General features: G+C 64.2%; 21 protein-coding genes. 17 read left to right on the forward strand and 4 right to left on the reverse strand.

Translation table 11 applies throughout. From position 1 onward, the window contains the following. Positions 1 to 152: 152 nt before the first annotated feature. The 7 genes from aceK (at position 153) to BGRAMDRAFT_RS07795 (ending at position 8,428) form a co-directional block, all read left to right on the forward strand. Complete coding sequence (gene aceK, locus BGRAMDRAFT_RS07765) at positions 153 to 2,009, forward strand: bifunctional isocitrate dehydrogenase kinase/phosphatase (RefSeq protein ID WP_006048151.1); 1,857 nt, start codon at positions 153 to 155, stop codon at positions 2,007 to 2,009. A 105-nt stretch (positions 2,010 to 2,114) separates the two neighbouring features. Then, complete coding sequence (can, locus tag BGRAMDRAFT_RS07770; protein WP_006048152.1) at positions 2,115 to 2,891, forward strand: carbonate dehydratase; 777 nt, start codon at positions 2,115 to 2,117, stop codon at positions 2,889 to 2,891. After that, positions 2,884 to 4,104 carry an acetyl-CoA C-acetyltransferase gene (locus BGRAMDRAFT_RS07775; RefSeq protein WP_006048153.1) on the forward strand — a complete coding sequence of 407 codons (1,221 nt, stop codon included), beginning with the start codon at positions 2,884 to 2,886 and terminating at the stop codon, positions 4,102 to 4,104. The genes can and BGRAMDRAFT_RS07775 overlap by 8 nt, the downstream gene beginning before the upstream one ends. 46 nt (positions 4,105 to 4,150) lie before the next feature. Continuing rightward, positions 4,151 to 4,828 (forward strand): SDR family oxidoreductase, encoded by a 678-nt coding sequence (locus BGRAMDRAFT_RS07780; protein ID WP_006048154.1) that lies wholly within the window; start codon positions 4,151 to 4,153, stop codon positions 4,826 to 4,828. Between the two features lie 62 nt (positions 4,829 to 4,890). Then, positions 4,891 to 6,021, forward strand: coding sequence for an acyl-CoA dehydrogenase family protein (locus BGRAMDRAFT_RS07785; protein ID WP_006048155.1), 1,131 nt, complete (start codon positions 4,891 to 4,893; stop codon positions 6,019 to 6,021). Between the two features lie 7 nt (positions 6,022 to 6,028). Continuing rightward, positions 6,029 to 6,478 (forward strand): YchJ family protein, encoded by a 450-nt coding sequence (locus tag BGRAMDRAFT_RS07790; protein ID WP_006048156.1) that lies wholly within the window; start codon positions 6,029 to 6,031, stop codon positions 6,476 to 6,478. A gap of 633 nt (positions 6,479 to 7,111) precedes the next feature. Next, positions 7,112 to 8,428, forward strand: a complete 1,317-nt coding sequence (locus tag BGRAMDRAFT_RS07795; protein ID WP_006048157.1) for a dienelactone hydrolase family protein — start codon at positions 7,112 to 7,114, stop codon at positions 8,426 to 8,428. Positions 8,429 to 8,439: 11 nt separating this feature from the next. Here the strand turns inward: BGRAMDRAFT_RS07795 and BGRAMDRAFT_RS07800 are convergent, their stop codons facing one another. Then, positions 8,440 to 13,665, reverse strand: coding sequence for a ShlB/FhaC/HecB family hemolysin secretion/activation protein (locus BGRAMDRAFT_RS07800; protein WP_083803802.1), 5,226 nt, complete (start codon positions 13,663 to 13,665; stop codon positions 8,440 to 8,442). After that, entirely contained in the window at positions 13,574 to 13,780 is a 207-nt protein-coding gene (locus BGRAMDRAFT_RS34445; RefSeq protein WP_157140593.1) for a hypothetical protein, read from the reverse strand. Before BGRAMDRAFT_RS34445 ends, BGRAMDRAFT_RS07800 begins: the two co-directional genes overlap by 92 nt. Before the next feature lie 310 nt (positions 13,781 to 14,090). Here BGRAMDRAFT_RS34445 and bioA point away from each other — a divergent pair, with 310 nt between their 5' ends. The 4 genes from bioA to bioB are packed head-to-tail and all read left to right on the forward strand — an operon-like array spanning position 14,091 to position 18,491. Then, positions 14,091 to 15,452, forward strand: a complete 1,362-nt coding sequence (gene bioA / locus BGRAMDRAFT_RS07805) for an adenosylmethionine--8-amino-7-oxononanoate transaminase (RefSeq protein ID WP_044020545.1) — start codon at positions 14,091 to 14,093, stop codon at positions 15,450 to 15,452. Further along, positions 15,452 to 16,636, forward strand: coding sequence for an 8-amino-7-oxononanoate synthase (gene bioF, locus BGRAMDRAFT_RS07810; RefSeq protein ID WP_006048160.1), 1,185 nt, complete (start codon positions 15,452 to 15,454; stop codon positions 16,634 to 16,636). Before bioA ends, bioF begins: the two co-directional genes overlap by 1 nt. After that, positions 16,633 to 17,361: a dethiobiotin synthase gene (gene bioD / locus BGRAMDRAFT_RS07815; RefSeq protein ID WP_006048161.1), complete on the forward strand. Its 729-nt coding sequence runs from the start codon at positions 16,633 to 16,635 to the stop codon at positions 17,359 to 17,361. Before bioF ends, bioD begins: the two co-directional genes overlap by 4 nt. A 35-nt stretch (positions 17,362 to 17,396) precedes the next feature. Continuing rightward, positions 17,397 to 18,491 carry a biotin synthase BioB gene (gene bioB / locus BGRAMDRAFT_RS07820; RefSeq protein WP_006048162.1) on the forward strand — a complete coding sequence of 365 codons (1,095 nt, stop codon included), beginning with the start codon at positions 17,397 to 17,399 and terminating at the stop codon, positions 18,489 to 18,491. Positions 18,492 to 18,497: 6 nt separating this feature from the next. Here bioB and BGRAMDRAFT_RS07825 read toward each other — a convergent pair whose 3' ends face one another. Both BGRAMDRAFT_RS07825 and BGRAMDRAFT_RS07830 read right to left on the reverse strand, forming a co-directional pair. Next, on the reverse strand, positions 18,498 to 19,529 hold the full coding sequence (locus BGRAMDRAFT_RS07825) for a sulfate ABC transporter substrate-binding protein (RefSeq protein ID WP_006048163.1): 1,032 nt from the start codon (positions 19,527 to 19,529) through the stop codon (positions 18,498 to 18,500). A gap of 125 nt (positions 19,530 to 19,654) precedes the next feature. Beyond that, complete coding sequence (locus tag BGRAMDRAFT_RS07830) at positions 19,655 to 20,257, reverse strand: RBBP9/YdeN family alpha/beta hydrolase (protein ID WP_006048164.1); 603 nt, start codon at positions 20,255 to 20,257, stop codon at positions 19,655 to 19,657. Between the two features lie 320 nt (positions 20,258 to 20,577). Here BGRAMDRAFT_RS07830 and BGRAMDRAFT_RS07835 point away from each other — a divergent pair, with 320 nt between their 5' ends. From BGRAMDRAFT_RS07835 to BGRAMDRAFT_RS07860, 6 genes are all read left to right on the forward strand, one after another. Next, positions 20,578 to 21,519, forward strand: coding sequence for a 2-hydroxyacid dehydrogenase (locus BGRAMDRAFT_RS07835; protein WP_006048165.1), 942 nt, complete (start codon positions 20,578 to 20,580; stop codon positions 21,517 to 21,519). Positions 21,520 to 21,555: 36 nt separating this feature from the next. Next, a complete protein-coding gene (locus tag BGRAMDRAFT_RS07840) occupies positions 21,556 to 22,482 on the forward strand; it encodes a hydroxymethylglutaryl-CoA lyase (RefSeq protein ID WP_006048166.1) in 927 nt (308 codons plus the stop codon). A 62-nt stretch (positions 22,483 to 22,544) separates the two neighbouring features. Further along, on the forward strand, positions 22,545 to 23,066 hold the full coding sequence (locus tag BGRAMDRAFT_RS07845; RefSeq protein ID WP_006048167.1) for a YbaK/EbsC family protein: 522 nt from the start codon (positions 22,545 to 22,547) through the stop codon (positions 23,064 to 23,066). A 5-nt stretch (positions 23,067 to 23,071) separates the two neighbouring features. Beyond that, positions 23,072 to 23,299, forward strand: a complete 228-nt coding sequence (locus BGRAMDRAFT_RS07850) for a DUF1289 domain-containing protein (RefSeq protein WP_006048168.1) — start codon at positions 23,072 to 23,074, stop codon at positions 23,297 to 23,299. Next, positions 23,296 to 23,769 carry a MaoC family dehydratase gene (locus BGRAMDRAFT_RS07855; RefSeq protein ID WP_006048169.1) on the forward strand — a complete coding sequence of 158 codons (474 nt, stop codon included), beginning with the start codon at positions 23,296 to 23,298 and terminating at the stop codon, positions 23,767 to 23,769. The genes BGRAMDRAFT_RS07850 and BGRAMDRAFT_RS07855 overlap by 4 nt, the downstream gene beginning before the upstream one ends. Next, the gene (locus BGRAMDRAFT_RS07860; RefSeq protein WP_006048170.1) at positions 23,766 to 24,704 is read left to right on the forward strand and encodes an MBL fold metallo-hydrolase; all 939 of its coding nucleotides are present in this window, start codon (positions 23,766 to 23,768) and stop codon (positions 24,702 to 24,704) included. Before BGRAMDRAFT_RS07855 ends, BGRAMDRAFT_RS07860 begins: the two co-directional genes overlap by 4 nt. Positions 24,705 to 24,832 lie beyond the last annotated feature (128 nt).

The following is a 24,832-nucleotide window of genomic DNA, read 5'->3' on the forward strand; positions in this document are numbered from 1 at the left end:
GGCATTGAGCGCAGTTGCCCGGAAAAGTCCGCAAATGCCCGGCACCGCTCACACGGCGCCGGCGCACGAGCCGGTTGACGCAATGCGTCGCGAGCGCACCCGACGATACAATCACGGGTGTCTTCACGACACGAGACGAATGCACGGTCGACATGAATCACTTCCCCAAACTGTTGTCGTCGCAAATCGGCTTTGACGTCGCGCAAACCATGCTCGAAGGATTCAACCGGCACTACCGGATCTTTCGCGACGCGGCGATTCATGCCAAGACGCTGTTCGAGAACGGCGACTGGCATGGCCTGCAAAAGCTCGCGCGGGAGCGCATTACTTCATACGACGACCGCGTGCAGGAATGCGTCGAACTGCTCGAAGACGAGTACGACGCGGAGAACATCGACAGCGAAGTGTGGCAGCAGATCAAGCTGCACTACATTGGCCTTCTCACCACGCACCGTCAGCCCGAGTGCGCGGAAACGTTTTTCAATTCGGTGTGCTGCAAGATTCTGCACCGCTCGTATTTCAACAACGACTTCATTTTCGTGCGCCCGGCGATCTCGACCGAATACATCGAGAACGACGAGCCCGCGGCGAAGCCGACATATCGCGCGTACTATCCCGGCAAGGACGGCCTCGCCGCGACGCTCGAGCGCATCGTCACGAATTTTCAACTCGAGCCGCCGTTCGAAGATCTGACGCGCGACGTCGGCTGCGTAATGCAGGCGATTCACGACGCGTTCGGCACCTTCGACGAAGCGCCGAACTTCCAGATTCATGTGCTCTCGTCGCTGTTCTTTCGCAACAAGTCCGCGTATATCGTCGGGCGAATCATCAACGGCGACAGGCTGCTGCCGTTCGCCGTGCCGCTGCGTCATGTGAAGCCCGGCGTGCTCGCACTCGACACCGTGCTGCTGACGCGCGAACAGTTGCTGATTATCTTCAGCTTCTCGCACTCGTACTTTCTTGTGGATATGGAAGTGCCGTCGGCTTACGTCGAATTCCTCGGCATGATCATGCCGGGCAAGCCAAAAGCGGAAATCTACACGTCGGTCGGTTTGCAGAAGCAGGGCAAGAATCTGTTCTATCGCGATCTGCTGCATCACCTGTCGCATTCGAGCGATCAGTTCATCATCGCGCCCGGCATCAAGGGGCTCGTGATGCTGGTGTTCACGCTGCCCTCTTTTCCGTACGTGTTCAAGCTCATCAAGGACAACTTCCCGCCGCCGAAGGAAACCACGCGCGCGAAGATTCAGGAGAAGTATCAGCTCGTCAAACGACACGACCGCCTCGGCCGCATGGCTGACACGCTCGAATATTCGAGCGTCGCGCTGCCCATTTCGCGGCTCGACGAAGCGCTCATGCGTGAACTGGAGAAAGAAGTGCCGTCGCTGCTCGAGTACGACGGCGACAACGTGGTGATCCGCCATATGTATATCGAGCGCCGCATGGTGCCGCTGAATCTGTTCCTGCAAAACGGCAGCGACGACGACGTCGATCACGGCATCAAGGAATACGGCAACGCGGTGAAGGAATTGATGCAGGCGAACATCTTCCCCGGCGACATGCTGTACAAGAACTTCGGCGTGACGCGCCACGGCCGCGTGGTGTTCTACGATTACGACGAGATCGAATATCTGACCGACTGCAACGTGCGTGCAGTGCCCGCGCCGCGCAACGAAGAGGACGAGATGTCGGGCGAGCCGTGGTACTCGGTCGGGCCGCACGACATTTTCCCCGAGACGTATGGCACTTTTCTGCTCGGCGACCCGCGCGTGCGCCGCGCGTTCATGCAGCATCACGCGGACTTCTTCGATCCGGCGCTGTGGCAAAAGCACAAGAATCATCTGCTGAAAGGCGAACTGCCCGACTTCTTTCCGTATGACAGCAGCGTGCGTTTTTGCATTCGCTATCCGGAGCGGTTTGTCGATGCAGAATCCGCAGAGTCGAACGCAGCAGATGCTATCAGCGCCGCTGAACCGCAGGCCGACGAGCGCAGCGTGAGAGTTGCCTAGCCCATGCATTACACCGAATCCAACGTAACGAAACCGGCCGCTGAAACGGTCGCTTAACCGCCAGATAACCACTGAATAACCGTCGATTAACCGCCAAGACGCATCATGAACATGAACGCTTCCAACCCCGCTCATCCGCTCGCGCATCTGTTCGATAACAACGACGCGTGGGTCACGCGCAAGTTGTCCGAAGATCCCGAGTACTTCTCGCGCCTCGCGCATCAGCAGACGCCCGAGTATTTGTGGATCGGCTGCTCCGATTCGCGCGTGCCCGCGAACCAGATCATCGGTCTGCCGCCGGGCGAAGTATTCGTGCACAGAAACATCGCGAACGTGGTCGTGCATACGGATCTGAACTGCCTCTCGGTGATCCAGTTCGCCGTCGATCTGCTGAAGGTCAAGCACATCAGGGTGGTCGGCCACTACGGCTGCTCGGGCGTGGCCGCGGCGTTGCACGGCCGCCGCGTGGGTCTCGCGGATAACTGGCTGCATCACGTGCAGGACGTGCGCGCGAAACATGCCGCACTGATCGACGAGTGGCCCATTGGCGAGACACGTCACCGGCGTCTCGTCGAACTGAACACCATCGAGCAGGTCGTGAACGTGTGCCGCACGACCATCATCAACGATGCATGGGCGCGCGGCCAGGAACTCACGGTGCACGGCTGGGCCTATGGCGTGCACGACGGCAAGGTGCGCGACCTCGGCATGACGATCAACAACGCGGCCGCGCTCGATGAAACCTATCGGCGTTGCGTGGCCGGCGTGTCGGCGAGCACCGCGCATACGGCGGACAACGACGTCGTCGCGTCAGACGCGGCGCAGCTTGGCGACGTGCCGGCGATAGTCCAAGGCGTAATCAAGGAGCTAAAACATGAGTGAGACGAAGACAAAGACCGAGACGAACGGCATGACGGCCGATCCGATTGTGATCGTGAGCGCGGCACGCACGCCGATGGCTGCATTTCAGGGCGATTTCGCATCGCTGACCGCGCCGCAACTCGGCTCGATCGCGATCGAAGCCGCGGTTCAGCGCGCGGGCCTCAAGCCCGAGCAGATCGATGAAGTCGTGATGGGTTGCGTGCTGCCCGCGGGCCTCGGCCAGGCGCCCGCGCGGCAAGCCGCGCTCGGCGCCGGCTTGCCGCTTTCGACGGGCAGCACGACAGTCAACAAGATGTGCGGCTCGGGCATGCGCGCGGCGATGTTCGCGCATGACATGCTGGCCGCCGGTTCGGTCGACGTGATCGTCGCGGGCGGCATGGAGAGCATGACGAACGCGCCGTATCTGCTGCCCAAAGCGCGGGGCGGCATGCGCATGGGTCACAGCCAGGTCATCGATCACATGTTCTACGACGGCCTCGAAGACGCCTACGAAAAAGGCCGTTTGATGGGCACGTTCGCGGAAGAATGCGCGGCCTCGTTCGACTTCACGCGCGAAGCGCAAGACGCGTTCGCCGTCGAGTCGCTGAACCGCGCGAAACGTGCGAACGAAGACGGTTCGTTCGCGTGGGAAATCGCGCCGGTGAAAGTGCAAAGCCGCAAAGGCGAAGCGACCATCGACCACGACGAACAGCCGTACAAGGCGAACCTCGAAAAGATTCCGACGCTCAAGCCCGCGTTCAGCAAAACGGGCACGGTGACGGCCGCGAACTCGTCGTCGATTTCGGACGGCGCCGCGGCGCTCGTCATGATGCGCGAATCGACGGCGAAGCGTCTCGGCGTCACGCCGCTTGCGCGCGTGGCCGGCCACTCCACGTTCGCGCAGGAGCCGGCGAAGTTCACCACCGCGCCGGTCGGCGCGATCCGCAAGCTGTTCGACAAAAACGGCTGGCGCGCGGACGAAGTCGATCTGTACGAAGTCAACGAGGCGTTCGCCGTCGTGACGATGGCCGCGATGAAGGAGCACAAGCTTCCGCACGACAAGGTCAACGTGCACGGGGGCGCGTGTGCGCTCGGCCATCCGATCGGCGCATCGGGTGCGCGCATTCTCGTCACGCTGATCGGTGCGCTGAAAAAGCGCGGCGGCAAGCGCGGCGTCGCCACGCTTTGCATCGGCGGCGGCGAAGCGACGGCAACGGGCATCGAACTCGTTTGACGCGTCGTGCGTATGGTCAGGCGCGTCACATAGTCGGAGGTGATTCATGAAGACAGTGTTGATTGTCGGTGCGTCGCGTGGCATCGGCCAGGAATTTGTCCGGCAGTACAAGCAAAGCGGCTGGCGTGTGCTCGCCACCGCGCGCGACGGCGCCGCGCTCGACGCCCTCACGCAGCTCGGCGCGCAAACCTATTCCGTCGACGTAACCGAGCCCGCGGACATCGCCGCATTGGGCTGGAAGCTCGACGGCGAGCAGGTCGATGTCGCCATCGTCGTGTCGGGCGTGTATGGTCCGCGCAGCGACCGCATTGAGACCATCACCGCCGAAGACTTCGATCATGTGATGCACACCAACGTGCGCGGCCCGATGCAACTGATGCCGATCCTGCTGCCGATCGTCGAGGAAACGGGCGGCGTGCTGGCGGTGATCTCGAGCAAGATGGGCAGCATCGCCGATTCGGGCGGCACGAGCGGCTGGCTGTATCGCGTGAGCAAGGCCGCGCTGAACGACGCGCTCAAGCTCGCGTCGCTCGAAGCACAGAGCGCGACGTGCGTGTCGCTGCATCCCGGCTGGGTGCAGACGGACATGGGCGGCGCGCACGCGGCAATCGATCCCACGACGAGCGTCGCCGGCATGCGTGACGTGCTCGCGCAGGCAGCGGCCTCGCGCGACGCGTTCAATGGCCGCTTCTATCAATACGACGGCACGCAGCTGGAGTGGTAGCACGAGCGCGTGAGTGGTCTGGTCGGCCCTTATGCACGAGGCCAGAGTGAGGAGGCAGATTCATGGTGCTTGATCAGGATCATCTGATGGTCCGCGACGCGCTGCGCACCTTCGTGCGCGAAGCCGTCACACCGCACGCGGCGGCGTGGGACCGCGAGCGCACTTTTCCAAAAGAAGTGCATAGGCAACTTGCGGAACTCGGCGCGTATGGCGTGCTCGTGCCCGAAGAGTACGGCGGCGCCGGCATGGACGCGCTCGCGCTCGCGCTGATTCTCGAGGAAATCGCAGCCGGCGACGGCGGTACATCGACGGCGATCTCCGTGAACAATTGCCCTGTGTGCAGCATTCTGCTGAGTTACGGCAACGACGCGCAAAAGCGCGACTGGCTCACGCCGCTCGCGCGCGGCGAGATGCTCGGCGCGTTCTGCCTGACCGAACCGCAGGCGGGTTCCGACGCCTCGGCGCTGCGCACCACCGCAACGCGCGATGGCGACGCCTACGTGCTCAACGGCGTCAAGCAGTTCATCACGAGCGGCAAGAACGCCAACGTCGCCATCGTGATGGCCGTCACCGACAAGGCCGCCGGCAAGCGCGGCATCAGCGCGTTTATCGTGCCGACCGACAGCAAGGGTTATCTGGTCGCGCGGCTCGAAGAGAAGCTCGGCCAGCATTCGTCGGATACCGCGCAAATCATTTTCGACGATTGCCGCGTGCCCGCCGCGAATCTGATCGGCGCAGAAGGCGAGGGTTATCGCATTGCGCTGTCGGGGCTCGAAGGCGGGCGCATCGGCATCGCCGCGCAAAGCGTCGGCATGGCGCGCGCGGCGTTCGAAGCAGCGTTGAGTTACGCGAAGGAGCGCGAGAGCTTCGGCCAGCCGCTGTTCTCGCACCAGGCCGTGCAGTTCCGTCTCGCCGATATGGCGACGCAACTCGAAGCCGCGCGTCAGTTGATCTGGCACGCGGCGTCGTTGAAAGACGCCGGCCAGCCCTGCCTTACCGAAGCCGCGATGGCGAAACTGTTTGCGTCGGAGGCCGCGGAGCGCATCTGTTCGGCGGCGCTGCAAATTCACGGCGGCTATGGGTATCTGAGCGACTTTCCGGTCGAACGGATTTATCGCGATGTGCGCGTGTGCCAGATTTACGAAGGCACGAGCGACATCCAGAAGATATTGATCGCCCGCGGTCTTGGTTAGGAGTTCGATGAGCAAGCACGAGTCGTCCACACAGCGGCCCGCCGACTGTCCATGCGGCGGCGCGGCGCCTCGCCAGTCCGCGGCCGCGAAAGCACCGCGTTTCGCGGCGTGCTGCGGCCGTTATATCGACGGCGGCGAATTGGCGCCGCGCGCGCTCGAACTGATGCGCTCGCGCTACAGCGCGTATGTTGTCGGCGCAACGGATTATTTGCGCGCCACGTGGGCGCCCGCCACCTGCCCCGCCGATCTCGACGCCGACCCTTCCGCGCCCGACGCCCCGCGTTGGCTCGGACTGCAGATCAAGGCCTTCGCCGAAACGGATTCGCAACACGCAACCGTCGAGTTCGTCGCGCGGTACAAGGTGGCCGGGCGCGCGCATCGGCTGCACGAGTTAAGCCGTTTCATTCGCAATGATCGCGGCCACTGGCTCTATGTCGACGGCGATGTAAGCGAATAGCTTTTTAAGCGTCAACGGAGAATCCGCCGTCATCGCATATGGCCCCTTAGCGGGGCCGCTTTAAGGCGTTGGCTCGACGCGACAGTCCAGTCAGCCCGCTATCGCGCGATGCAAAGGCGAGCCCGGCCAACGCATCGCCTCGATCCGCCGATTTAAGGCCCTTTTCGCGGCTTTATTGCCCATACCTGCGCGGGTTTTCGCCGCGCGCCTTGCTCATCGAGCCTGCCGCTCTGCCTCTCGCGCGACGCGGCAATTTTTTCGTCAGGGGTTCTCCTTGATTGCACAAAACAAAATTGTCGTGCCAGGATGAGGCCGTTGCTTCGTGACGCCATCAAGCGAGGGCCCGCTGGTAAGGGTTCCGCAAGTTGCGCCGGCGCCTGCCGATAACCAGTTAATGAGGTTATGGCAGCGGCTTCCGGCAGCGGAGGTGGCGTTCATCATCGGCGCGTGGGGTCGCGTCGGCCGTTGGGTTTATCCCGTGCGATCTCGATTGGCGTGCGTGCGCTTCGCGCAATGCGTACGTGAGCATGTTTTTGTTTGTCGCAAACGCGCGTGCGAAAGATAAATGTCAGCCGCGCGATTCGATGAACAGACACGAGATGTCGAGGCAGATTTTTTGAGGCAGGTGGGTGAATGGCGTTGAGCAAGGTTCTGGCGAAGTGGGCAGCGATGTGTGCAGCGGCGGCGGCGGCGTGCGCTGTGGCAGCGGCGCACGCGACCCCGCTCGCGGACGCCCAGCCCGGACCGCTCGCCCGCGCTCACGTGCCGCGCATCGCACTGCCGGACGACGTGTATCTGCCGAGCGCGCGGCTGAACGAACAGATTATCCGCGTACCCGTCGATGCCGACGGCGACGTCACCCTTCAAACGACGATCTACAAGCCGGACGGCCCAGGCCCGTTTCCGATGATCGTCTTCAATCACGGCAAGATTGCCGGCGATCCGCGTATGCAGGAACGCAGCGACCCGCTGCCGTTCGCGCGTGAATTCGTGCGCCGCGGCTACGTGGTCGTGGCGCCGAACCGCCAGGGCTTCGGCCAGTCGGGCGGCGTCTATCAACAGGACGGCTGCGACGTCGAACGCAACGGCATGTCGCAAGCCGGCGACGTCGCGGCGACGATCGACTACATGTCGAAGCAGCCTTACGTCGACGCCACGCATATCGTCGTGGCGGGCACGTCGCATGGCGGCCTGGCGACGATGGCCTACGGCACCGAAGCAGCGCCGGGCGTGCGGGCGCTCATCAACTTTTCCGGCGGCTTGCGCCAGGACGCGTGCGGCGACTGGCAGGGCAATCTGACGCGAGCATTCGGCGCGTATGGCGACAAGACCAAAGTGCCGTCGCTGTGGATGTATGGCGACAACGATTCGGTGTGGAATGCGCCGCTCGTGGCCGGCATGCACGCGGCGTACGTCGCGCACGGCGCGAGCGCGAAGATGGTCGACTACGGCACGTATAAGAACGACGCGCACCGGCTCGTCGGCGACCGCGACGGCGTGCATGTCTGGTGGCCGGCTGTGGAGTCGTTCCTTGCACGCGTGGGCATGCCCACGGGCGTGCAGTATCGCGTGTCCGATCCTTCGGCGCCGAAGGCGAGCGGCTTTGCTTCCGTCGATGCCGTCGACGCCGTCCCCTACGTCGATGAAGCCGGGCGCAACGGTTATCGCAACTTCCTGCACCAGTACCCGAGCCGTGCCTTCGCGGTGTCGGACACGGGCGCGTGGTCGTGGGCCGAGGGCGGCGACGATCCGATGTCGGTTGCGATCGCGAATTGCCAGAAGCAGAGCTCGGCGCCTTGCCGGTTGTATGCGGTCGATAACTCCGTTGTGTGGGGTGATCAGGGATCGCGGACGGCTGATAGTGGTGCGGGTGGGTCTGGTTCTTCGGTTTCTTCTTCCTCTGTGTCTTCCGATGGTGACGTGCGACCGGCTATTGCTAGTCGGGAGTGAGGCCCTTCCCGCTAGAACTGCGCTGTCGCCTGGAAGCCGAGCGTGACACGCGCGCTTGGGAATGCTGCCGGTTTGTAGACGGGCGTGCCGGCGAACACGTCATAGGCGAATCCGCCGATCCGCGTGCCGACGTTACCGCGTAGGCCGATTACCGCGCCGGCCAGTTGCGTGCCCGCCAGAAACGCCGTGTTCGGTCCGAATACGCGCCCGTAGTCGATCCCTGTGTATAGCGTCTGCCCTGTCTGGCCAAGGGGCATCTGTAGTTCATTGCGCCAGTAGAAACCTTTCTCCGCCGCCAGCATCGTCTCGCCATCGAAGCCGCGTACCGTGTAGCGGCTGCCGATCGTCAGGTCGTCTAAATAGAACAGCGTGTCGTTCGTGAACTGTGCGTGAACGGTTGTCACGTAGCGGAAGCTTTGTGTCTTGACTGCAAACGGCACCGACAGGTTTGTGTCCAGCGCGGCGAGATGGTAACGGTACGTCGGACCGTCCGGATGCGGGTCAGGCGTCGCACCCAGTCCGCCGATGCCCTGACGATACGCAAGCGTCCCGTCGAGCTGTGCCGCGCCGAAGTAATGCCGGTCGGTCAGCCCCGCCTCGATGAACGTGTTGTTGCGGCGCTGGCTCGGAATGTCAGTGCCGTCGATGAAGCTCTCGCCGAAGCGCTTCGATAGCTGGAATTCCACGCCGAACACGTCGGTCTGACTGCGTCTCAGGACACGCGCGAGTCTCAGCGCGGCGGTCTGCGAATTGCCGCTCGACACGAAAGTCTGATTCACACCCGCAATGTTCTGGTAATAGGTATTCGCACTGCCCGACAGTGTGGCGGTCCAATAACCCCACGGCAGCGAGTACGATCCATTGAAGCCGTGCGAGCCCAGGCGCTTGTCGCCGAATTCGAGATCCTGACTGGCGCCAGCCGTGAGAACGTCATTCAGTCCGAGCGGGTTGTCGATGCCGACGCTGAGGTTGCCCTGTAGCTTGCCGGTTGCGCGCGAACCCGAGTTGTCCACGGACGCGACCACGCTCCACGGCTTAGCGCGTTTCATCGATATGACGACGTCGCTTTCGCCCGGCATGTCGGTCGGCTCGATCGCCAGCGCGACGCCTGTGTAGGTGGTGTACTGGTAGGTCGAATTCCATTGCCCTCCGTGTGGCGGATCGGTAAAGACGCCACCGATGCTGTTCGGGTCCTGTATGCCGACCTGGCCAGTGCGGCCGGACAGGCTGATGCCAAGTTCGCCCAGCAGCGCCGGGTCGACCGGCTGGTTCAGGCCGGTCGTCGTCATCGTCGTGCGCGTGTTCGTCACCTGGGCGGCGTGCAGTTCCATGTCGCCGGCCGATTCGATCAGCGCTGACTGGTTGCGGATCAGGGCCGCGTTCGTGTAGCTGCCGTCTGCATTTTTGCCGCCCGCCAGTATCACCTTGCCGAGACCGTAAATCGCGGTGGTCGCCTGCGTGTCGGTCGCCGTGGTGTCGTCGCGGTTCTCGATGTCGTTCGACAGCAGTTCGAGCGTGCCGTTACTGTCGGTTGCGCCGATCAGCGCAGTCGGCCCCGTGTTCGTCAGCGATTGCGTCGCGTTGAGCGAGACGCTGCCGCCGACCATCGTCCCGGTGTTCTCGAGCGTATTCGAGTGCGTCGTGAGCGTGCCGCCCGCCATCATGACGCCGGTGTTCTGCACGTCGGCCGCGTTGATGTTCAGGTTGTTCGCCGCTTCGACAAGCGCGCCATTGCTGAATGTTCCCGGCAGGGTGAAACTGAGGTCATGGCCTGCGTTGAACTGGACATCGGGCGTGGGCGCGAAATTACCTTGCACGGCCACAGCCACATCGTTGGCCGCGCTGTAGCTGCCGCCGCCCGTAAGGGTCGCGGCATTGACGGCCAGGTTATGTGTTGCGCCAATCTGCCCGTTCGTGTTCGTGACCGCGCCGGTTGTTGTGATCGCGACATCGCCATTCGTACCGGCCAGGCTGCCAATCTGGCCGCCGCTGTTGTCGACGGTATCGCCTTGCACCGCGACGCGCGCGCCGCTGATCTGACCGTTCTGCGTATTGACGAGCGCCGACGTGTCGACGGCAACATTGCCGTTGCCCGTCATGACGCCGCCGCTGTTCACGGTCTGGCTGCCGCCTTGCACGGTCATGTCGCCCGTGCCGAGACTACCGACGAGGCCGTTCGTGTTGTTGACCGACGCGGCCTGAATCGCGAGCGTGCTCGCGTCGCCAGCCGCGCCCGTGCCGGACTGGATCTGTCCGTTGGTGTTCGTCAGCGTGCCGCCGCTCGCGAGCGTCAGCGACGAGAGCGAGCGAACCGAGCCTTGCGTATTGTTCACATCGCCCGCGATGTTTGCCGCGATGTTTCCCTGCGCGGCGAGCACGCCGTTCGCGTTGTTCAGGCTGCCGGCCTGCGCAGCGAGCTGTCCGGCCGTGATGATCCGGCCACCGACGTTCGAGAAGGCACCCGCGCCATTGCCCGGTGCAATCGTCAGCGTGCCCGTGCCGGCGTCGATGATCGCGCCGCCGTCGTTGATGAGCGCGCCAGGGGCCAGCGTCAGGTCGGTGCTGTTGGTCTGGAATGTGCCGCCGCTTGAATTGTCGAAGGTGCCGCTGACGTTAAAGCCCATCGACGACGCGCCGTATTGCGTGATCGTGCCGCCGTGGTTCAGCAGGTCCGTCGCGTTCAGCGCAAGCTGGTTCGCCTGGATGTCGCCGCCGCTGTTGTCCAGTGTCGAGCCGATGGTGAGTGCCAGGTTCGGCGCGACAATCGAGCCGCCGCTGTTGGTCAGCGAGCCCGTGCGAATCGTTTCGTTTGCGCCCGCGCCGATCTGGCCGCCGTTGTTGTTCAGCGCGCCACTGGCAAGGCTCAGGTCCGTGTTCGAAAGCAGCTTGCCGTTGGTGTTGTCCAGCGTGCCGCCGACGCTTGCCGTGAGACCGTTCTGGCCGATGATCGAGCCAGCCGTGTTGTCGAGCGCTCCGGCCTGAAGCGCAGCCTGGCCGTTACTGGCGATCGTGCCGCCGACGTTGGACAGAGTCCCGGTGCTGACGGTCAGCGCGCCTGTCCCGGCATTCGCGATGGTGCCGTTGTCGTTGACGAGCGCGACCGCGGGCGCGAGCGTCAGGCTCGCGGCGTTGGTCTGAAGCGTGCCGCCTGTGTTGTCGAGCGTGCCCGCTACATCGACCGTCGTCGCGCCGGTTCCGGTCTGCGTGATCGTGCCGCCGTGATTGACGAGGTTCGTCGCGTGCAGTGTGAGCAGGTTTGCGCTCGTCGAGCCGCCGCTGTTATCGACGGTCGCCGCGCTGATCACTGCCTGCTGGCCGGCCGTGAATGTGCCGGCGTTCGCGAGTGTCGTGCCTGCCGATGCGTTCACGTTTCCGTTGGCGGCCAACGTGCCGTTGCTGAACAGGCTTTGCGCCGCAACCGCAGTCAGGTTCTGCACCGCGGTGATCGAGCCCGCGTTCGCGATCTGTCCGGCCTGCACGGTCACATTGCCGTTGCCGCCGATGGTGCCCAGACCCGTGCCGCCCGCGCCGTTATTCAGCGTGCCCGCAGTAGAGAGGGCCAGGCCGTCAGCATTGAGCGATGCGATATGGCCCGCGGTGTTGTCGAAAGAGCCTGCGTTCGCCGCCAACGCGCCTGCGGCCTGCATCGTGCCGCCGGTGTTGGACACGGCCCCCACGACGTTTGCATTCAATGCACCGCCCGAAACGATCTGGCCGTTGCTGTTCCAGAGCGCGCCGGCATTCAACGTTTGTGCGCCACCCGATGACAGCACGCCGCCGTCATTGAACAACGTGCCTGCTGCATTGACCGCGAGCGTACTGCCGGCCGTCGTCGTCGCGCCAGCGGCATTCACATCACCGCCCGTCGCGGTCAACGCCATGCTCCCATTCGCCGACGTACTGCTACCCGCGAGATTGACCGACGCGCCTTGCAGATTCGCATTCGCGCCCGCTGCATTGCGCCCGGTTGCCGCGAGCGCGCCGCCCGCCGTCACCGACAGATCGCCGGAGCGTGCCAGGCTGCCATCGCTGTTCACGCCCGCGCCGAGCGTACCCGTCGATGCCACGCCGCCCGCATTGACCGTGGTGTTCCGCTGCGCGGCAAACGTGCCGCTATTATTCAGCGTACCTGCGGTACTCGCGCTGACATTCTGCTGCGCATACGTGGTCCCGCTATTGTCGATCCCATCGCGCGCGTTGATCGCGATGTTCCCGCTCGCGTTCGTCTGCCCGCCGAGCACCAGCTTGCCCTGCGTGGTCAGCGTCACGTCACCCGCCTGCGCAGCGAGCACGCCCTTCGTTGACACGCCCACACCGTTCTCGGTGCCCACCAGAACGATCCGGTTCGCGTACATGCCACCGAGGCTGCTCACGTCGATGGACACACCCGGCGCAGCGCCACTACCCGCGATAGCCGTGGCGTTCAGCGTCCCATAATCGACACTGTTCGCGCCCGTGATGACGTTCAGGTTCTTCGCGTAAATCGCGGCATTCGCCTGCACGGCGCGCGCAATCAGATCGACCTGATCGACGTCGCCCGCGTTCAGCCCCGCGCCCTGCACGGTGATATTGCCGCCGCTCACGTTAAACCCGGTGAGGCTGCCGTCCGTGCCGTAGTTCGGCGTGCCGGTGGTGAGCGTCGCGCGCGACGTGTTGATGAAGCCGCCGCCATTCACGCTGATCCCCGAGCCGTTGGCGATGACGACCTGTGCCTTCTGTCCAGCGACTTCCAGATAGCCATTGATCTGGCTCGCCGCGCTGCTATTAACCTGGTTGACGATGATCCGCGCCGACTGTCCCGGCGCGAAGTTCGGATTGCCGTTGATCATGCCCGCCTGCTGCGTCTGCACGATGGTCGGCGAGTTGTTCAGGATCGCGCCGCGCTGCTGCACGTCGAACTGGTTGTACGTGTTGACCGACACGCCCGCGCCAGAAGGCCGGTTGATGTTCACCTGGTTCAGCCCGTTCGGCGTCGTGACGACGCCCGGCGCGTTCGGGCCACCCGGCACGATCTGCGCTACGGTGAAAGCCGGAGCCGCGCCGAGCAGCACAAGGGCCGCGAGTGCGATGCTTCGCAGCGCGAAGCTGTGCTGTTGCGTGCTGGATGGAGTCGCGAGCACGCGCCTCGTTGCAGCGGTCTCGCCATTACCCTTGCCTGTTGCCGTGGCCGATTCCTCGACGGCAACAAGCATTGCCCTTAGCCGGCTGAATACCAGCCTGAATGCCCTGCGGTTCATCTTTTTTCTGTTGCGGATTGGTAAGAAGGCCATAACGTACCGAACCGCGCAAGGCAGATGTGTCAAGATTCGTCAAGGTCAGCATCGACACAACGATTGCCACAAAATAGGTCATATCTGATTGCGAGGCCCCCGAGCGCCCATCTTTTGCTCCACTACCCCCCAATACTTTTCCGTCGCCAATTCCGCCCTTCTGCGCCCTTCACGGCAAAACGCAAATCACCTGCCGCGAACAGCGCCGAACCCCGTGCCGGCAGCCGAAATTCGCCGCCAAACCGCTAGTGCAAAGCCCCGAAGAAACCGCTATCTCGACCCCGCACGCTAGCCGTAGGGTCGCGCATCGCTGAAAAACACGACGCACCGCGCCCCAAAAACCTGACAAAAAGAACCCACGGCGGCCGCAAAAAAGCACCCTGGAGTACGCCTTGGAAATGTCAGCAACATCACCCACATCCACGGAAGACTGGATCGCCCGAAGCCTGCGCGCGGTCTGGCATCCCTGCACGCAGATGAAGCATCACGAGCGTCTGCCCCTGATACCCGTCGCGCGCGGTCAAGGCGCGTGGCTCTATGACCAGTCTGGTCATCGCTATCTGGACGCGATCAGTTCGTGGTGGGTCAACCTGTTCGGCCACGCGAATCCGCGCATCAACGCGGCGCTGAAGGATCAGCTCGACACGCTCGAGCACGCGATGCTTGCCGGCTGCACGCACGAGCCCGCAATCGAACTCGCCGAGCGGCTCAACGCGCTCACCGATCACACGCTGGGCCACGCGTTCTTTGCATCGGATGGCGCGTCCGCCGTCGAAATCGCGCTGAAAATGAGCTTCCACGCGTGGCGCAATCGCGGCTTCGCCGACAAGCAGGAATTCGTCTGCATTGCGAACAGTTACCACGGCGAGACGATCGGCGCGCTCGGCGTGACCGACGTCGCGTTGTTCAAGGACGCCTACGACCCGCTGATCCGCAACGCTCACGTCGTGGCCTCGCCGGACGCGCGTCTTGCACAACCCGGCGAAACAGCCGCCGACGTCGCGCGTCGCGCGCTCGAAGCTGTGCGTTCGCTCTTCGAAGCGCGCGCCACCAAAATCGCCGCGTTGATCGTCGAGCCGCTCGTGCAATGTGCAGCCGGCATGGCGATGCACGACGCGTCGTACATCGCCGGTTTGCGTGCGCTGTGCGATCAATACGGCGTGCATCTGATCGCCGACGAAATCGCCGTCGGCTGCGGCCGCACCGGCACTTTCTTCGCTTGCGAACAGGCCGGCATCTGGCCGGATTTCCTGTGTCTGTCGAAGGGCATTAGCGGCGGTTATCTGCCGCTTTCCATCGTGCTTTCACGCGACGAAATCTTCGAAGCCTTCTATCACGACGACACGGCTCGCGGCTTTCTCCATTCGCATTCGTACACCGGCAATCCGCTCGCGTGCCGCGCGGCGCTCGCAACGCTCGACCTGTTCACGAGCGACAACGTCCTCGCGGTCAACGAGCAAAAGTCGGCAACGCTGAAGGCCGCACTCGCGCCGCTCGCGGAACACGCGAATGTGCGCAATCTGCGCCAGTGCGGAACGATTTTCGCGTTCGACGCAGTCATCGAAAACGAGCAGCATGCCAAAACCTTTTCGCGCCGCTTCTTCGAAAATGCCTTGCAGCGCGAGCTATTGTTGCGCCCTATTTCGACCACCGTGTACCTGATGCCGCCATACATTCTCGACGACGAAGAGATCGCGCTGCTCGCCTCGCGCACGCGCGAAACGTTCGACGCCACGCTCGCGGAGCTGCGCTAATGCATCTGCTCGACAAACTTTCGCAGGGACTCAAGGAGATCGACGAACACGGCCTGCGCCGTCGCCGCCGCACAGTCGACACGCCGTGCGCGGCTCATATGACGGTCGACGGCCGCGAGATCGTCGGCTTTGCGAGCAATGACTATCTCGGACTCGCCGCGCATCCGCAGTTGATCGCGGCCATCGCGGAAGGCGCGCAACGCTATGGCGCGGGCAGCGGCGGTTCACATCTGCTCGGCGGCCACTCGCGCGCACACGCGCAACTCGAGGACGATCTCGCGGAGTTCGTCGGCGGATTCGTCGATGCGCCGCGCGCGCTTTACTTCAGCACTGGCTACATGGCGAATCTCGCGACGCTCACCGCGCTCGCGGGCCGCGGCACGACGCTGTTCTCCGATGCGCTCAACCATGCTTCGCTGATCGACGGCGCGCGTCTGTCGCGAGCCGACGTGCAGATCTACCCGCACTGCGATATGGAAGCGCTGAGCGCGATGCTCGACGCGTCGGACGCGGACGAGAAGGTCATCGTCTCCGATACGGTGTTCAGCATGGACGGCGACATCGCGCCGCTGCCGCGTCTTCTCGAACTTGCGGAGCGGCACGGCGCGTGGCTGATCGTCGACGATGCCCACGGTTTCGGCGTGCTCGGTCCGCAAGGCCGCGGCGCGATCGCCGAAGCCGCGTTGCGCTCGCCGAATCTGATTTCCATCGGCACGCTAGGCAAGGCGGCGGGCGTGTCGGGCGCATTCGTCGTGGCGCACGGGACCGTGATCGAGTGGCTCGTGCAACGCGCGCGTCCGTACATTTTCACCACGGCTTCGGTGCCGGCTGCCGCGCACGCGGTGTCGGCGAGTCTGCGCATTATCGGCGGCGACGAAGGCGATGAGCGGCGCGCGCATCTTCGCCAGTTGATCGAGCGCACGCGCGCCATGCTCAAGACCACGCCGTGGCTTCCCGTCGATTCGCATACCGCCGTGCAGCCGCTCATTATCGGCGCGAACGACGCGACGCTCGGGATTGCCGCGTCGCTCGATCGCGCGCGTTTGTGGGTGCCCGCGATTCGGCCGCCGACCGTGCCGGCCGGCACATCGCGCTTGCGCATTTCGCTGTCGGCCGCGCATTCGCATGCGGATCTCGACCGGCTCGAAGCGGGCTTGCAAGCCGCGGGGGAGCAAAGCGCATGACGTCTGCAAATACCGCACTGTCACTCTTCGTCACTGGAACCGACACCGAAATCGGCAAGACGTTCGTGTCGTCGGCATTATTGCGAGGCTTCGTTCGCGAGGGACTGCAAGCGGCCGCGATGAAGCCGATCGCCGCGGGCGCGTTCGAGGTGAACGGCGAACTGCATAACGAAGACGCGGACCAGCTCGACGCGGCGTCGAACGTGCTGTTGCCGCCTGCGATGCGCACGCCGTATCTGCTGAAGGAACCGGCCGCGCCGCACATTGCCGCCGCGCTGGAAAACGTTGCATTCGACATCGACCACATCGTCGCGTGTCATAGCAAAGCGTTGACGCGCGCGGACGTCGTCGTGGTGGAAGGCGTCGGCGGCTTTCGTGTGCCGTTGACGGCGACGCACGACACGGCCGATCTCGCCGTCGCCTTGAAGCTGCCGGTCGTGCTGGTGGTCGGCATGCGCCTAGGCTGCATCAACCACGCGTTGCTCACCGCCGAGGCCATCGCCGCGCGCGGACTCACGCTTGCCGGCTGGGTCGCGAATCGCGTCGATCCCGACATGACTTTTCCCGACGAAAACATCGCGTCGATCCGCGAGCATCTCGCGCGCGAACATCACGCGCCGTTGCTCGGCATCGTGCCGCATATGAGCCCGGCATCGCCCGAACTCGCGGCTGAACGGCTCGACATTCACCGGGTATTGCAAACGCTGCGCGACGCGCAGCGCTGAATTGAACATCACGTCCACTCATGAGGATCGACCACATGACGCAACTGAACATCGCTGCTGCATCCGCTGATACGGCTGCCCTTAACAATGCCAACGTCAACGCGAACGCCAATGCCAACGCCGACGCTGCGGGCAAACAGCTCGCGCGCTGGCGCGTCGCCGACATCGTCGCGCTGTACGAACTGCCGTTCAACGACCTGATGTTTCGCGCGCAGCAAACGCATCGCGAGCATTTCGACGCCAACACCGTGCAACTGTCGACGCTGCTGTCGATCAAGACCGGTGGCTGCGAGGAAGATTGCGCGTACTGTCCGCAGTCGGTGCATCACGACACGGGCCTGCAAGCCGACAAGCTGATGCCGGTCGACGAAGTGCTCGCCGCGGCGAAAGCCGCGAAGGAAAACGGCGCGACGCGTTTCTGCATGGGCGCCGCATGGCGCAATCCGAAGGACCGCCATCTCGAGCCGATCAAGGACATGATCCGCGGCGTGAAGGCGATGGGACTCGAAACCTGCGTGACGCTCGGCATGCTCGAGACGCATCAGGCGCAAGCGTTGCGCGAGGCCGGCCTCGATTACTACAACCACAATCTGGATACGTCGCCGGAGTTTTACGGTCAGATCATTTCGACGCGCACGTATCAGGATCGTCTCGACACGCTGGAACGCGTGCGCGATGCGGGCATCAACGTGTGCTGCGGCGGCATTGTCGGCCTCGGCGAATCGCGCCGCGAGCGTGCGGGCCTGATCGCGCAACTGGCGAACATGGAGCCGTATCCGGAATCGGTGCCGATCAACAATCTGGTGCAAGTGGAAGGCACGCCGTTGACCGGCACGGAAGCGATCGATCCGTTCGAATTCGTGCGGACCATCGCGATTGCGCGCATCACGATGCCGCGCGCGATGGTGCGCCTGTCCGCCGGCCGCGAGCAGATGGACGAGGCGTTGCAGGCGATGTGTTTTCTCGCGGGCGCGAACTCGATTTTCTACGGCGATCAGTTGCTGACCACGAGCAACCCGCAAGCCGAAGCGGACCGCAAGCTGCTCGCGCGCCTCGGCATTCGCGCCGAAGCCGCGCAGCAGATGCCGCTCGACAAGAGCGGCTGCGAGCACGGCTGCGAACACGCGTAAAGCGCATTACTTCCTGTCGACGATGATCTGATCGAAAGTCCCGCCGTCGGAGAAATGGGTTTGCTGCGCTTTCTGCCAGCTACCGAACATTTCTTCGACGGTGAAGGTCTTGATCGGCTTGAACTCCGCGGCGTGTTTCGCGAGCACGTTCTTGTCGCGCGGACGCAAGTGATGTTGCGCGATGATCTCCTGCGCGGCCGGCGACCACAGATAGTCGAGATACGCCTGCGCTTCCTTGCGCGTGCCGCGCTTGTCGACCACCTTGTCGACGATCGACACCGGCGGTGCGGCCAACAGGCTCACCGACGGATACACCGCCTCGAAATTGCCGCCGCCCACGCCGCTGTTCATCAGCGCGACTTCGTTTTCGAACGTGACCAGCACGTCGCCGATACCGCGTTGCGTGAACGTCGTCGTCGCGCCGCGGCCGCCCGTGTCGAGCACCGGCACGTTCCTGAACAGCGCCTTTTCGAAGTCGAGCGCCTGCGCATCGGTGCCGCCGTGCTGCTTGCGATAACCCCACGCGGCGAGGTACGTGTAGCGTCCGTTGCCGGACGTCTTCGGATTCGCGATCACCACTTGCACGCCGGGCTTCGCGAGATCGTCCCAGTCCTTGATGTGCTTCGGATTGCCCTTGCGCACGAGGAACACCATCGTCGTCGTGTACGGCGCGCTGTCGTCCGGCAGACGGGTGCGCCAGTTGGCGGGCACCAGTTGGCCTTTTTCCGCGAGGAGGTCGATGTCGTTCGGCTGGTTCATCGTCACGACGTCGGCCTGCAAACCCTGCAATACCGACAACGCCTGTGCGCTCGACGCGCCATGCGACTGGCGAATCGACACCGTCTCGCCGCTCTTTTGCTTATACGCGGCGATGAAGCCCGCGTTGACGTCCTTGTACAACTCGCGCGTCACGTCGTACGACACGTTCATCAACGACGTCTCGGCATGCGCCGCCGATATGCCGCCAGCGCCGAAGCCGAGCGTGAGCGCCGTAAAGCCGGCCGCCAGCCAGCGTGAAGTCCCCGTCTTGCCTGCCATCTTGTCCCCGCTATCGATGATAAAAACCTGTGGCCGCGCGAACGCGCAGCATCAAGCGGGATTCTAGCGGATCGCCTATACGCGGCCAGCCGGGCCGGCCCGAGCAACGCACTCGAGCCCGCGCGTTAAACCAGCGCGTGCTGCCCGATCTCGAGCGCTTCGTCGCGAAAGCGCAGCGGCGCCGCGCAATGCACGAGCGTGTCGATGAAATACTTGGCCCGCGGCCACGGTCCGAATCCGGCTGCGGTATTGATGTGCCCCGCATCGCCGAGATTGACGAACGCACTGCCGAAACGCTGCGCCAGTTCGCGAGCGCCGGCAAGCGGCATCCACGGATCGGTTTCGCTGCCGATCAGAATGGACGGCACGCCCAGCCGCCGCGCCTCGAACGATCCGGCGAAGGCGAACTTTTGCGGGCTCGCGGGCGCGACGAGGAGCACGCCGACCACCTCGTTCGCATACGACGCCTGCTGCAACGCGTGCGCGGCAGCAAGACATCCGAAGCTGTGCGCGGCGAGCACGAACGGCCCGCGTTCGCGCGCGAGCAACTCGCGCAGCGAGTTGGCCCAACCGGCGACGTCCGGTGCATCCCAGTCGGCCTGCTCGACGCGCAACGAGCGCGCGAACTGGCGTTCGAGCCACGTTTGCCAATGTGCGCCCTCGCTGCCGTGCAGACCCGGAACGGTCACGAGCCGCGGCGGCCACGGCGATCTGGTGCATGAAAGCATGTCTGTCCCTCGCAAAGGGAAAACCGGGTAGTCATTGTCCCGCCGCCCGGCGCGCGGACGAACCAAGTTTTTGTGCTTTGTTTATCGACTGAATCTGCGCGGAGCGCGAAGCCGAAAACGGACGGTCGTGCGCAAGCGCGCGGGATCGTCGGCGAAAAAGTAGAATGAAGCCTGCCCATAAAAGGAGGAGCCCTCATGTCGTCAGCGTCGCGCGCCGCGCCGCAGCCGTCGCGAGCCTTGCAGCCGCCCCGCCGCCCGCCACGCCCGCACCGCGCGCGCAGCGTGAACCGGGGCCGTTGCGCGTGCAACGGTGAGGTCGCATGAAAGTCCTCTTCTATATGGCGAACGCCGAAGCCGCAGCCTGGCTGCATGACTTTGCGCGCGCGCTGTCGCAAGCCGATCTGCGCGAGTGGCAACCCGGCGACACCGCGCCCGCCGATTTCGCGGTCGTCTGGCGGCCACCGCGCGAGATGCTGGCCGGCCGCGCCGATTTGCGCGCGATCTTCAATCTGGGCGCGGGCGTCGATGCGATTCTCGCGCTCGAACGCGAGCAGCCCGGCACCTTGCCGCCCAATGCGCCGTTGATCCGTCTCGAAGACACCGGCATGGCGCCGCAAATGGCCGAGTATGTGACGCACGCGGTGCTGCGTTATCTGCGGCGCTTCGACGAATATGAAGCGCTGCAGCGCGAGCGCCGCTGGCAAGTGCTCGATCCGCATCCACGAGACACGTTCACGGTCGGCGTGCTCGGGCTCGGCGTGCTGGGCGCACATGTCGCGCAAACGGTCGCGCGATTCGGCATGCCGGTGCGCGGCTACAGCCGCAGCGCGAAGCAAGTGGAAGGCATCACGACGTTCGCCGGCGAAGCGCGTTTCGACGCGTTTCTCGACGGCGTGAAAGTGCTCGTCAATCTGCTGCCGCATACGCCCGATACCGCGAACGTGCTGAACACCCGCACGTTTTCGAAGCTCGCACACGGCGCGTATCTGATCAACGTTGCACGCGGCGCGCATCTGGTGGAAGCCGATCTGCTCGACGCGCTGGCAAGCGGTCAACTCGCCGCGGCCACGCTCGACGTGTTTCAGCAAGAGCCGCTGCCGCCCGATCATCCGTTCTGGCAGGAACCGCGCATTACCGTCACGCCGCACATGTCGGCGCTGACCTTGCGCGAAGAAAGCGTCGCGCAGATCGCGCAAAAAATGCTCGCGCTCGACCGCGGCGAAGCCGTCGGCGGCGTGGTGAATATCGAGCGCGGATATTGACGGCGTGGAGTCACAATCACGTCAAGGAGACACAACATGGCCGTACCCCAGCAAGTGAAAATTGTCGAAGTCGGTCCGCGTGACGGTCTGCAAAACGAGAAGGATTTCGTGCCGACGGCGATCAAGGTCGAGTTGATCAACCGGCTCGCGGCAGCGGGTTTTCGCAACGTCGAAGCGGCGTCGTTCGTGTCGCCGAAATGGGTGCCGCAAATGGCCGACGGCGCCGACGTGATGGCCGGCATCGAACGGCGCCCCGGCACGATCTATTCGGTGCTCACGCCGAATCTGCGCGGCTTCGAAGGTGCGCTCGCCGCGCGCGCCGACGAGATCGTGATCTTCGGCGCGGCGAGCGAAGCGTTCTCGCAGAAGAACATCAATTGCAGCATCGCGGAAAGCATCGAGCGATTCGCGCCGGTCGCGCAGGCGGCGAAGCAGCACGGCTTGCGCATGCGCGGCAGCGTGTCGTGCGCGCTCGGCTGTCCGTATCAGGGCGAGGTTCCGGTGGCGTCGGTGGTCGATGTGGTGCAACGCTTCGCGGCGCTCGGCTGCGACGAGATCGATATCGCCGATACGATTGGCGTGGGTACGCCGAAGCGCACGCGCGAAGTGTTCGAAGCCGTGACCCGCGTGTTTCCGCGCGAGCGTCTGTCCGGGCACTTTCACGACACCTACGGCCAGGCGCTCGCGAATATCTACGCGGCGTTGCAGGAAGGCATCGAGATTTATCACGCGTCGGTGGCCGGGCTCGGCGGCTGTCCGTATGCGAAGGGCGCAACAGGCAACGTCGCAACCGAAGACGTGCTGTACTTGATGAACGGCCTTGGCATCGAAACGGGCATCGACCTCGCGCAAGTCGTGGGCATCGGCGATTTCATTTCGACGGCAATCGGCCGGCCGAACGTCTCGCGCGCGGGCAAGGCGTTGCTTGCGAAGGCGCGCAGCGAAGCGGCCAACTGCGTGTGAGCCGAACGTAACGCAATGCTTGAGGCGCAACACCGACACTCAAACCATCAGGACCTGAAACGATGACGGACCACGCTTTTCTCGACTCCGACGACCTCACCGCATTGCCGGATTCCGCACGCCGTGTCGCGCTGCTGCTGCGCGAGCGCGGCCACGCGGGACGGGTCGTGATGCTGCCGGAAACCGGCAAGACTTCGGCCGAGGCCGCCGCGGGCCTCGGCTGTTCGGTCGCGCAGATCGCGAAGTCGATTCTGTTTCGCCGCCGCGAAGACGACGCGCCGGTGCTGGTGGTCGCGAGCGGCGCAAATCGCGTTGATGAAAAAAAAGTGGCGGCGCAGGTCGGCGAGATTGGCCGCGCGGATGCGAAGTTCGTCCGCGAAAAAACCGGCTATGCGATCGGCGGCGTGTGTCCGGTCGGGCATGCGGTCGAACCCGTCACGCTGATCGACGAAGACCTGCTCGCGCTCGACAGCCTGTGGGCCGCCGCCGGTCATCCGCACGCGGTGTTCAATCTGACCGCGCAGGAACTGATTGCGTTGACGGGCGCGCCGGTGGTCGACGTGGCGCTGCGCGAGACGGCCTGAATCCGATGACAGCGCGAATCGATCACGCAGCGACAGGCGGCGGCGTGCCGTCGCCGTGCATCAACGTGTGCCGGATGGACGCGTCGAGCGGCTGGTGCGAAGGATGCCTGCGCACCATCGACGAAATCGCCGGCTGGTCGCTCTACGATGACGACGAAAAACGCGCGGTGTGGGACGCGCTCGAAGCGCGCCGCGCCCAATTCATCGCCCGCCAGGCGAAGGTGCAACGATGAACGCGGCGCCGCGCATTGTCACCATCGGCGAGACGTTTAGCGCGACGCTCGCGCTGTCGGCGGATTCGGTGAAAACGTTCGCGACGCTCGTCAACGATCTGAACCCGCTGCATCACGACGAGGCCTATGCCGCGCAAAGCCGATTCGGCGGTCTCATCGCGTCGGGCACGCAGCCCACCGCGCATTTCATGGCGCTTCTCGCCACGCATTTTTCGACCTACGCGCAGCCGCTCGGACTCGAGTTCGATATCAAGCTGAAGAAGGCTGCGCACGCGGGCGACACGCTCGTGATGACATGGCGTGTGCGCGATGCTTACTGGAATCCGAGCCTGCACGGCGACCTGACGCATCTGGAAGGCACGGTCAAGAATCAGCGCGGCGAAGTGACCGTTGTGGGCGCATCGACCATTCTCGTGATGCCGAAGCCCGAAGCGTCCGTCGACGCGAGCATCAACACGGGCACGCTATGACCGAGTTGACCACTGCATTGACCATCGCATTGCCCGCATCGGTGCGCGTGTTCGAGCGCGGCTGGCTGTCGTCGAACAACGTGCTGCTCATCGACAACGACTGCGCCGCGCTCGTCGATACCGGCTACGCGACGCATGCGCAGCAAACACGTGCGCTCGTGCAACAGACACTTGGCGAGCGGCCGCTCGATCTGATCGTCAACACGCATCTGCATTCGGATCATTGCGGCGGCAACGCGTTGTTGCAAACGACGTGGCCGTGCCGCACGCTCATTCCCGCCTGCGAAGCCGACGCGGTGCGCGACTGGGACGAAGCGCGTCTGACTTTCCGCGCGACCGCGCAGAGCTGCGAGCGCTTTGTGTTCACCGGCACGATCGCGCCGGGCGCGATGCTGCGCCTCGGCGCACTCGACTGGCAGGTGCTCGGCGCGCCCGGCCACGATCCGCATTCGCTGATGCTGTACTGCGCGGCCGAGCGCCTGCTGATCAGCGCCGACGCGCTGTGGGAAAACGGCTTCGGCGTGATCTTTCCGGAGCTCGAAGGCGAAAGCGGCTTTGCCGAGCAGCAGGCGGTGCTCGAGGCGATTGCCGCGCTCGACGTGCGCGTCGTGATCCCCGGTCATGGCGCGCCCTTCACGAACGTCGAGCAGGCGCTGGAGCGCTCTTTCTCGCGGCTCGCGTGGCTGTGGGCCGATCCGGCGCGCAATGCAAAGAATGCGCTGAAGGTATTGATCGTCTTCAAGCTGCTCGATGTGCGCGCAACGAGCTTCGCGGCATTGCTGGAGATGCTCGACGGCGCAGCGGCAATGCGCGCGGCAGCCTTGATGCTGAGACCGCGCGGCGAGTGGCCCGCGCTTGTCAAAGCGATCGTCGGCGAGCTGGCTGCCGGGAATGGGCCGCTTACGGTGGATGGTGAAAGGATCGTCGCGCGATAGCGCCGCAACCGGGCATGCAATCGTGCAGTGAAGCAACGCAGCGACGTGCCGCAGCAGCGCTCACGCAAAAACCGCCGCCACAAAAAGAAAGCCGCTCAACCTGTGAAGGCGAGCGGCGGAAATTCTGT

Origin of the sequence: Paraburkholderia graminis C4D1M (assembly GCF_000172415.1) — a bacterium.
Lineage (GTDB): Bacteria > Pseudomonadota > Gammaproteobacteria > Burkholderiales > Burkholderiaceae > Paraburkholderia > Paraburkholderia graminis.

Excerpts from the sequence above, each read along its gene's own strand:
- bioD (WP_006048161.1), top strand. The coding sequence starts at position 16,633 with ATGACGTCTGCAAATACCGCACTGTCACTCTTCGTCACTGGAACCGAC.
- aceK (WP_006048151.1), top strand. The coding sequence starts at position 153 with ATGAATCACTTCCCCAAACTGTTGTCGTCGCAAATCGGCTTTGACGTC.
- BGRAMDRAFT_RS07825 (WP_006048163.1), bottom strand. The coding sequence starts at position 19,529 with ATGGCAGGCAAGACGGGGACTTCACGCTGGCTGGCGGCCGGCTTTACG.
- BGRAMDRAFT_RS07795 (WP_006048157.1), top strand. The coding sequence starts at position 7,112 with ATGGCGTTGAGCAAGGTTCTGGCGAAGTGGGCAGCGATGTGTGCAGCG.
- bioB (WP_006048162.1), top strand. The coding sequence starts at position 17,397 with ATGACGCAACTGAACATCGCTGCTGCATCCGCTGATACGGCTGCCCTT.
- BGRAMDRAFT_RS07780 (WP_006048154.1), top strand. The coding sequence starts at position 4,151 with ATGAAGACAGTGTTGATTGTCGGTGCGTCGCGTGGCATCGGCCAGGAA.
- bioF (WP_006048160.1), top strand. The coding sequence starts at position 15,452 with ATGCATCTGCTCGACAAACTTTCGCAGGGACTCAAGGAGATCGACGAA.
- BGRAMDRAFT_RS07830 (WP_006048164.1), bottom strand. The coding sequence starts at position 20,257 with ATGCTTTCATGCACCAGATCGCCGTGGCCGCCGCGGCTCGTGACCGTT.
- BGRAMDRAFT_RS07855 (WP_006048169.1), top strand. The coding sequence starts at position 23,296 with ATGAACGCGGCGCCGCGCATTGTCACCATCGGCGAGACGTTTAGCGCG.
- BGRAMDRAFT_RS34445 (WP_157140593.1), bottom strand. The coding sequence starts at position 13,780 with ATGACCTATTTTGTGGCAATCGTTGTGTCGATGCTGACCTTGACGAAT.
- BGRAMDRAFT_RS07845 (WP_006048167.1), top strand. The coding sequence starts at position 22,545 with ATGACGGACCACGCTTTTCTCGACTCCGACGACCTCACCGCATTGCCG.
- can (WP_006048152.1), top strand. The coding sequence starts at position 2,115 with ATGAACATGAACGCTTCCAACCCCGCTCATCCGCTCGCGCATCTGTTC.
- BGRAMDRAFT_RS07835 (WP_006048165.1), top strand. The coding sequence starts at position 20,578 with ATGAAAGTCCTCTTCTATATGGCGAACGCCGAAGCCGCAGCCTGGCTG.
- BGRAMDRAFT_RS07850 (WP_006048168.1), top strand. The coding sequence starts at position 23,072 with ATGACAGCGCGAATCGATCACGCAGCGACAGGCGGCGGCGTGCCGTCG.
- BGRAMDRAFT_RS07785 (WP_006048155.1), top strand. The coding sequence starts at position 4,891 with ATGGTGCTTGATCAGGATCATCTGATGGTCCGCGACGCGCTGCGCACC.
- BGRAMDRAFT_RS07775 (WP_006048153.1), top strand. The coding sequence starts at position 2,884 with ATGAGTGAGACGAAGACAAAGACCGAGACGAACGGCATGACGGCCGAT.
- BGRAMDRAFT_RS07790 (WP_006048156.1), top strand. The coding sequence starts at position 6,029 with ATGAGCAAGCACGAGTCGTCCACACAGCGGCCCGCCGACTGTCCATGC.
- BGRAMDRAFT_RS07860 (WP_006048170.1), top strand. The coding sequence starts at position 23,766 with ATGACCGAGTTGACCACTGCATTGACCATCGCATTGCCCGCATCGGTG.
- BGRAMDRAFT_RS07800 (WP_083803802.1), bottom strand. The coding sequence starts at position 13,665 with ATGAACCGCAGGGCATTCAGGCTGGTATTCAGCCGGCTAAGGGCAATG.
- BGRAMDRAFT_RS07840 (WP_006048166.1), top strand. The coding sequence starts at position 21,556 with ATGGCCGTACCCCAGCAAGTGAAAATTGTCGAAGTCGGTCCGCGTGAC.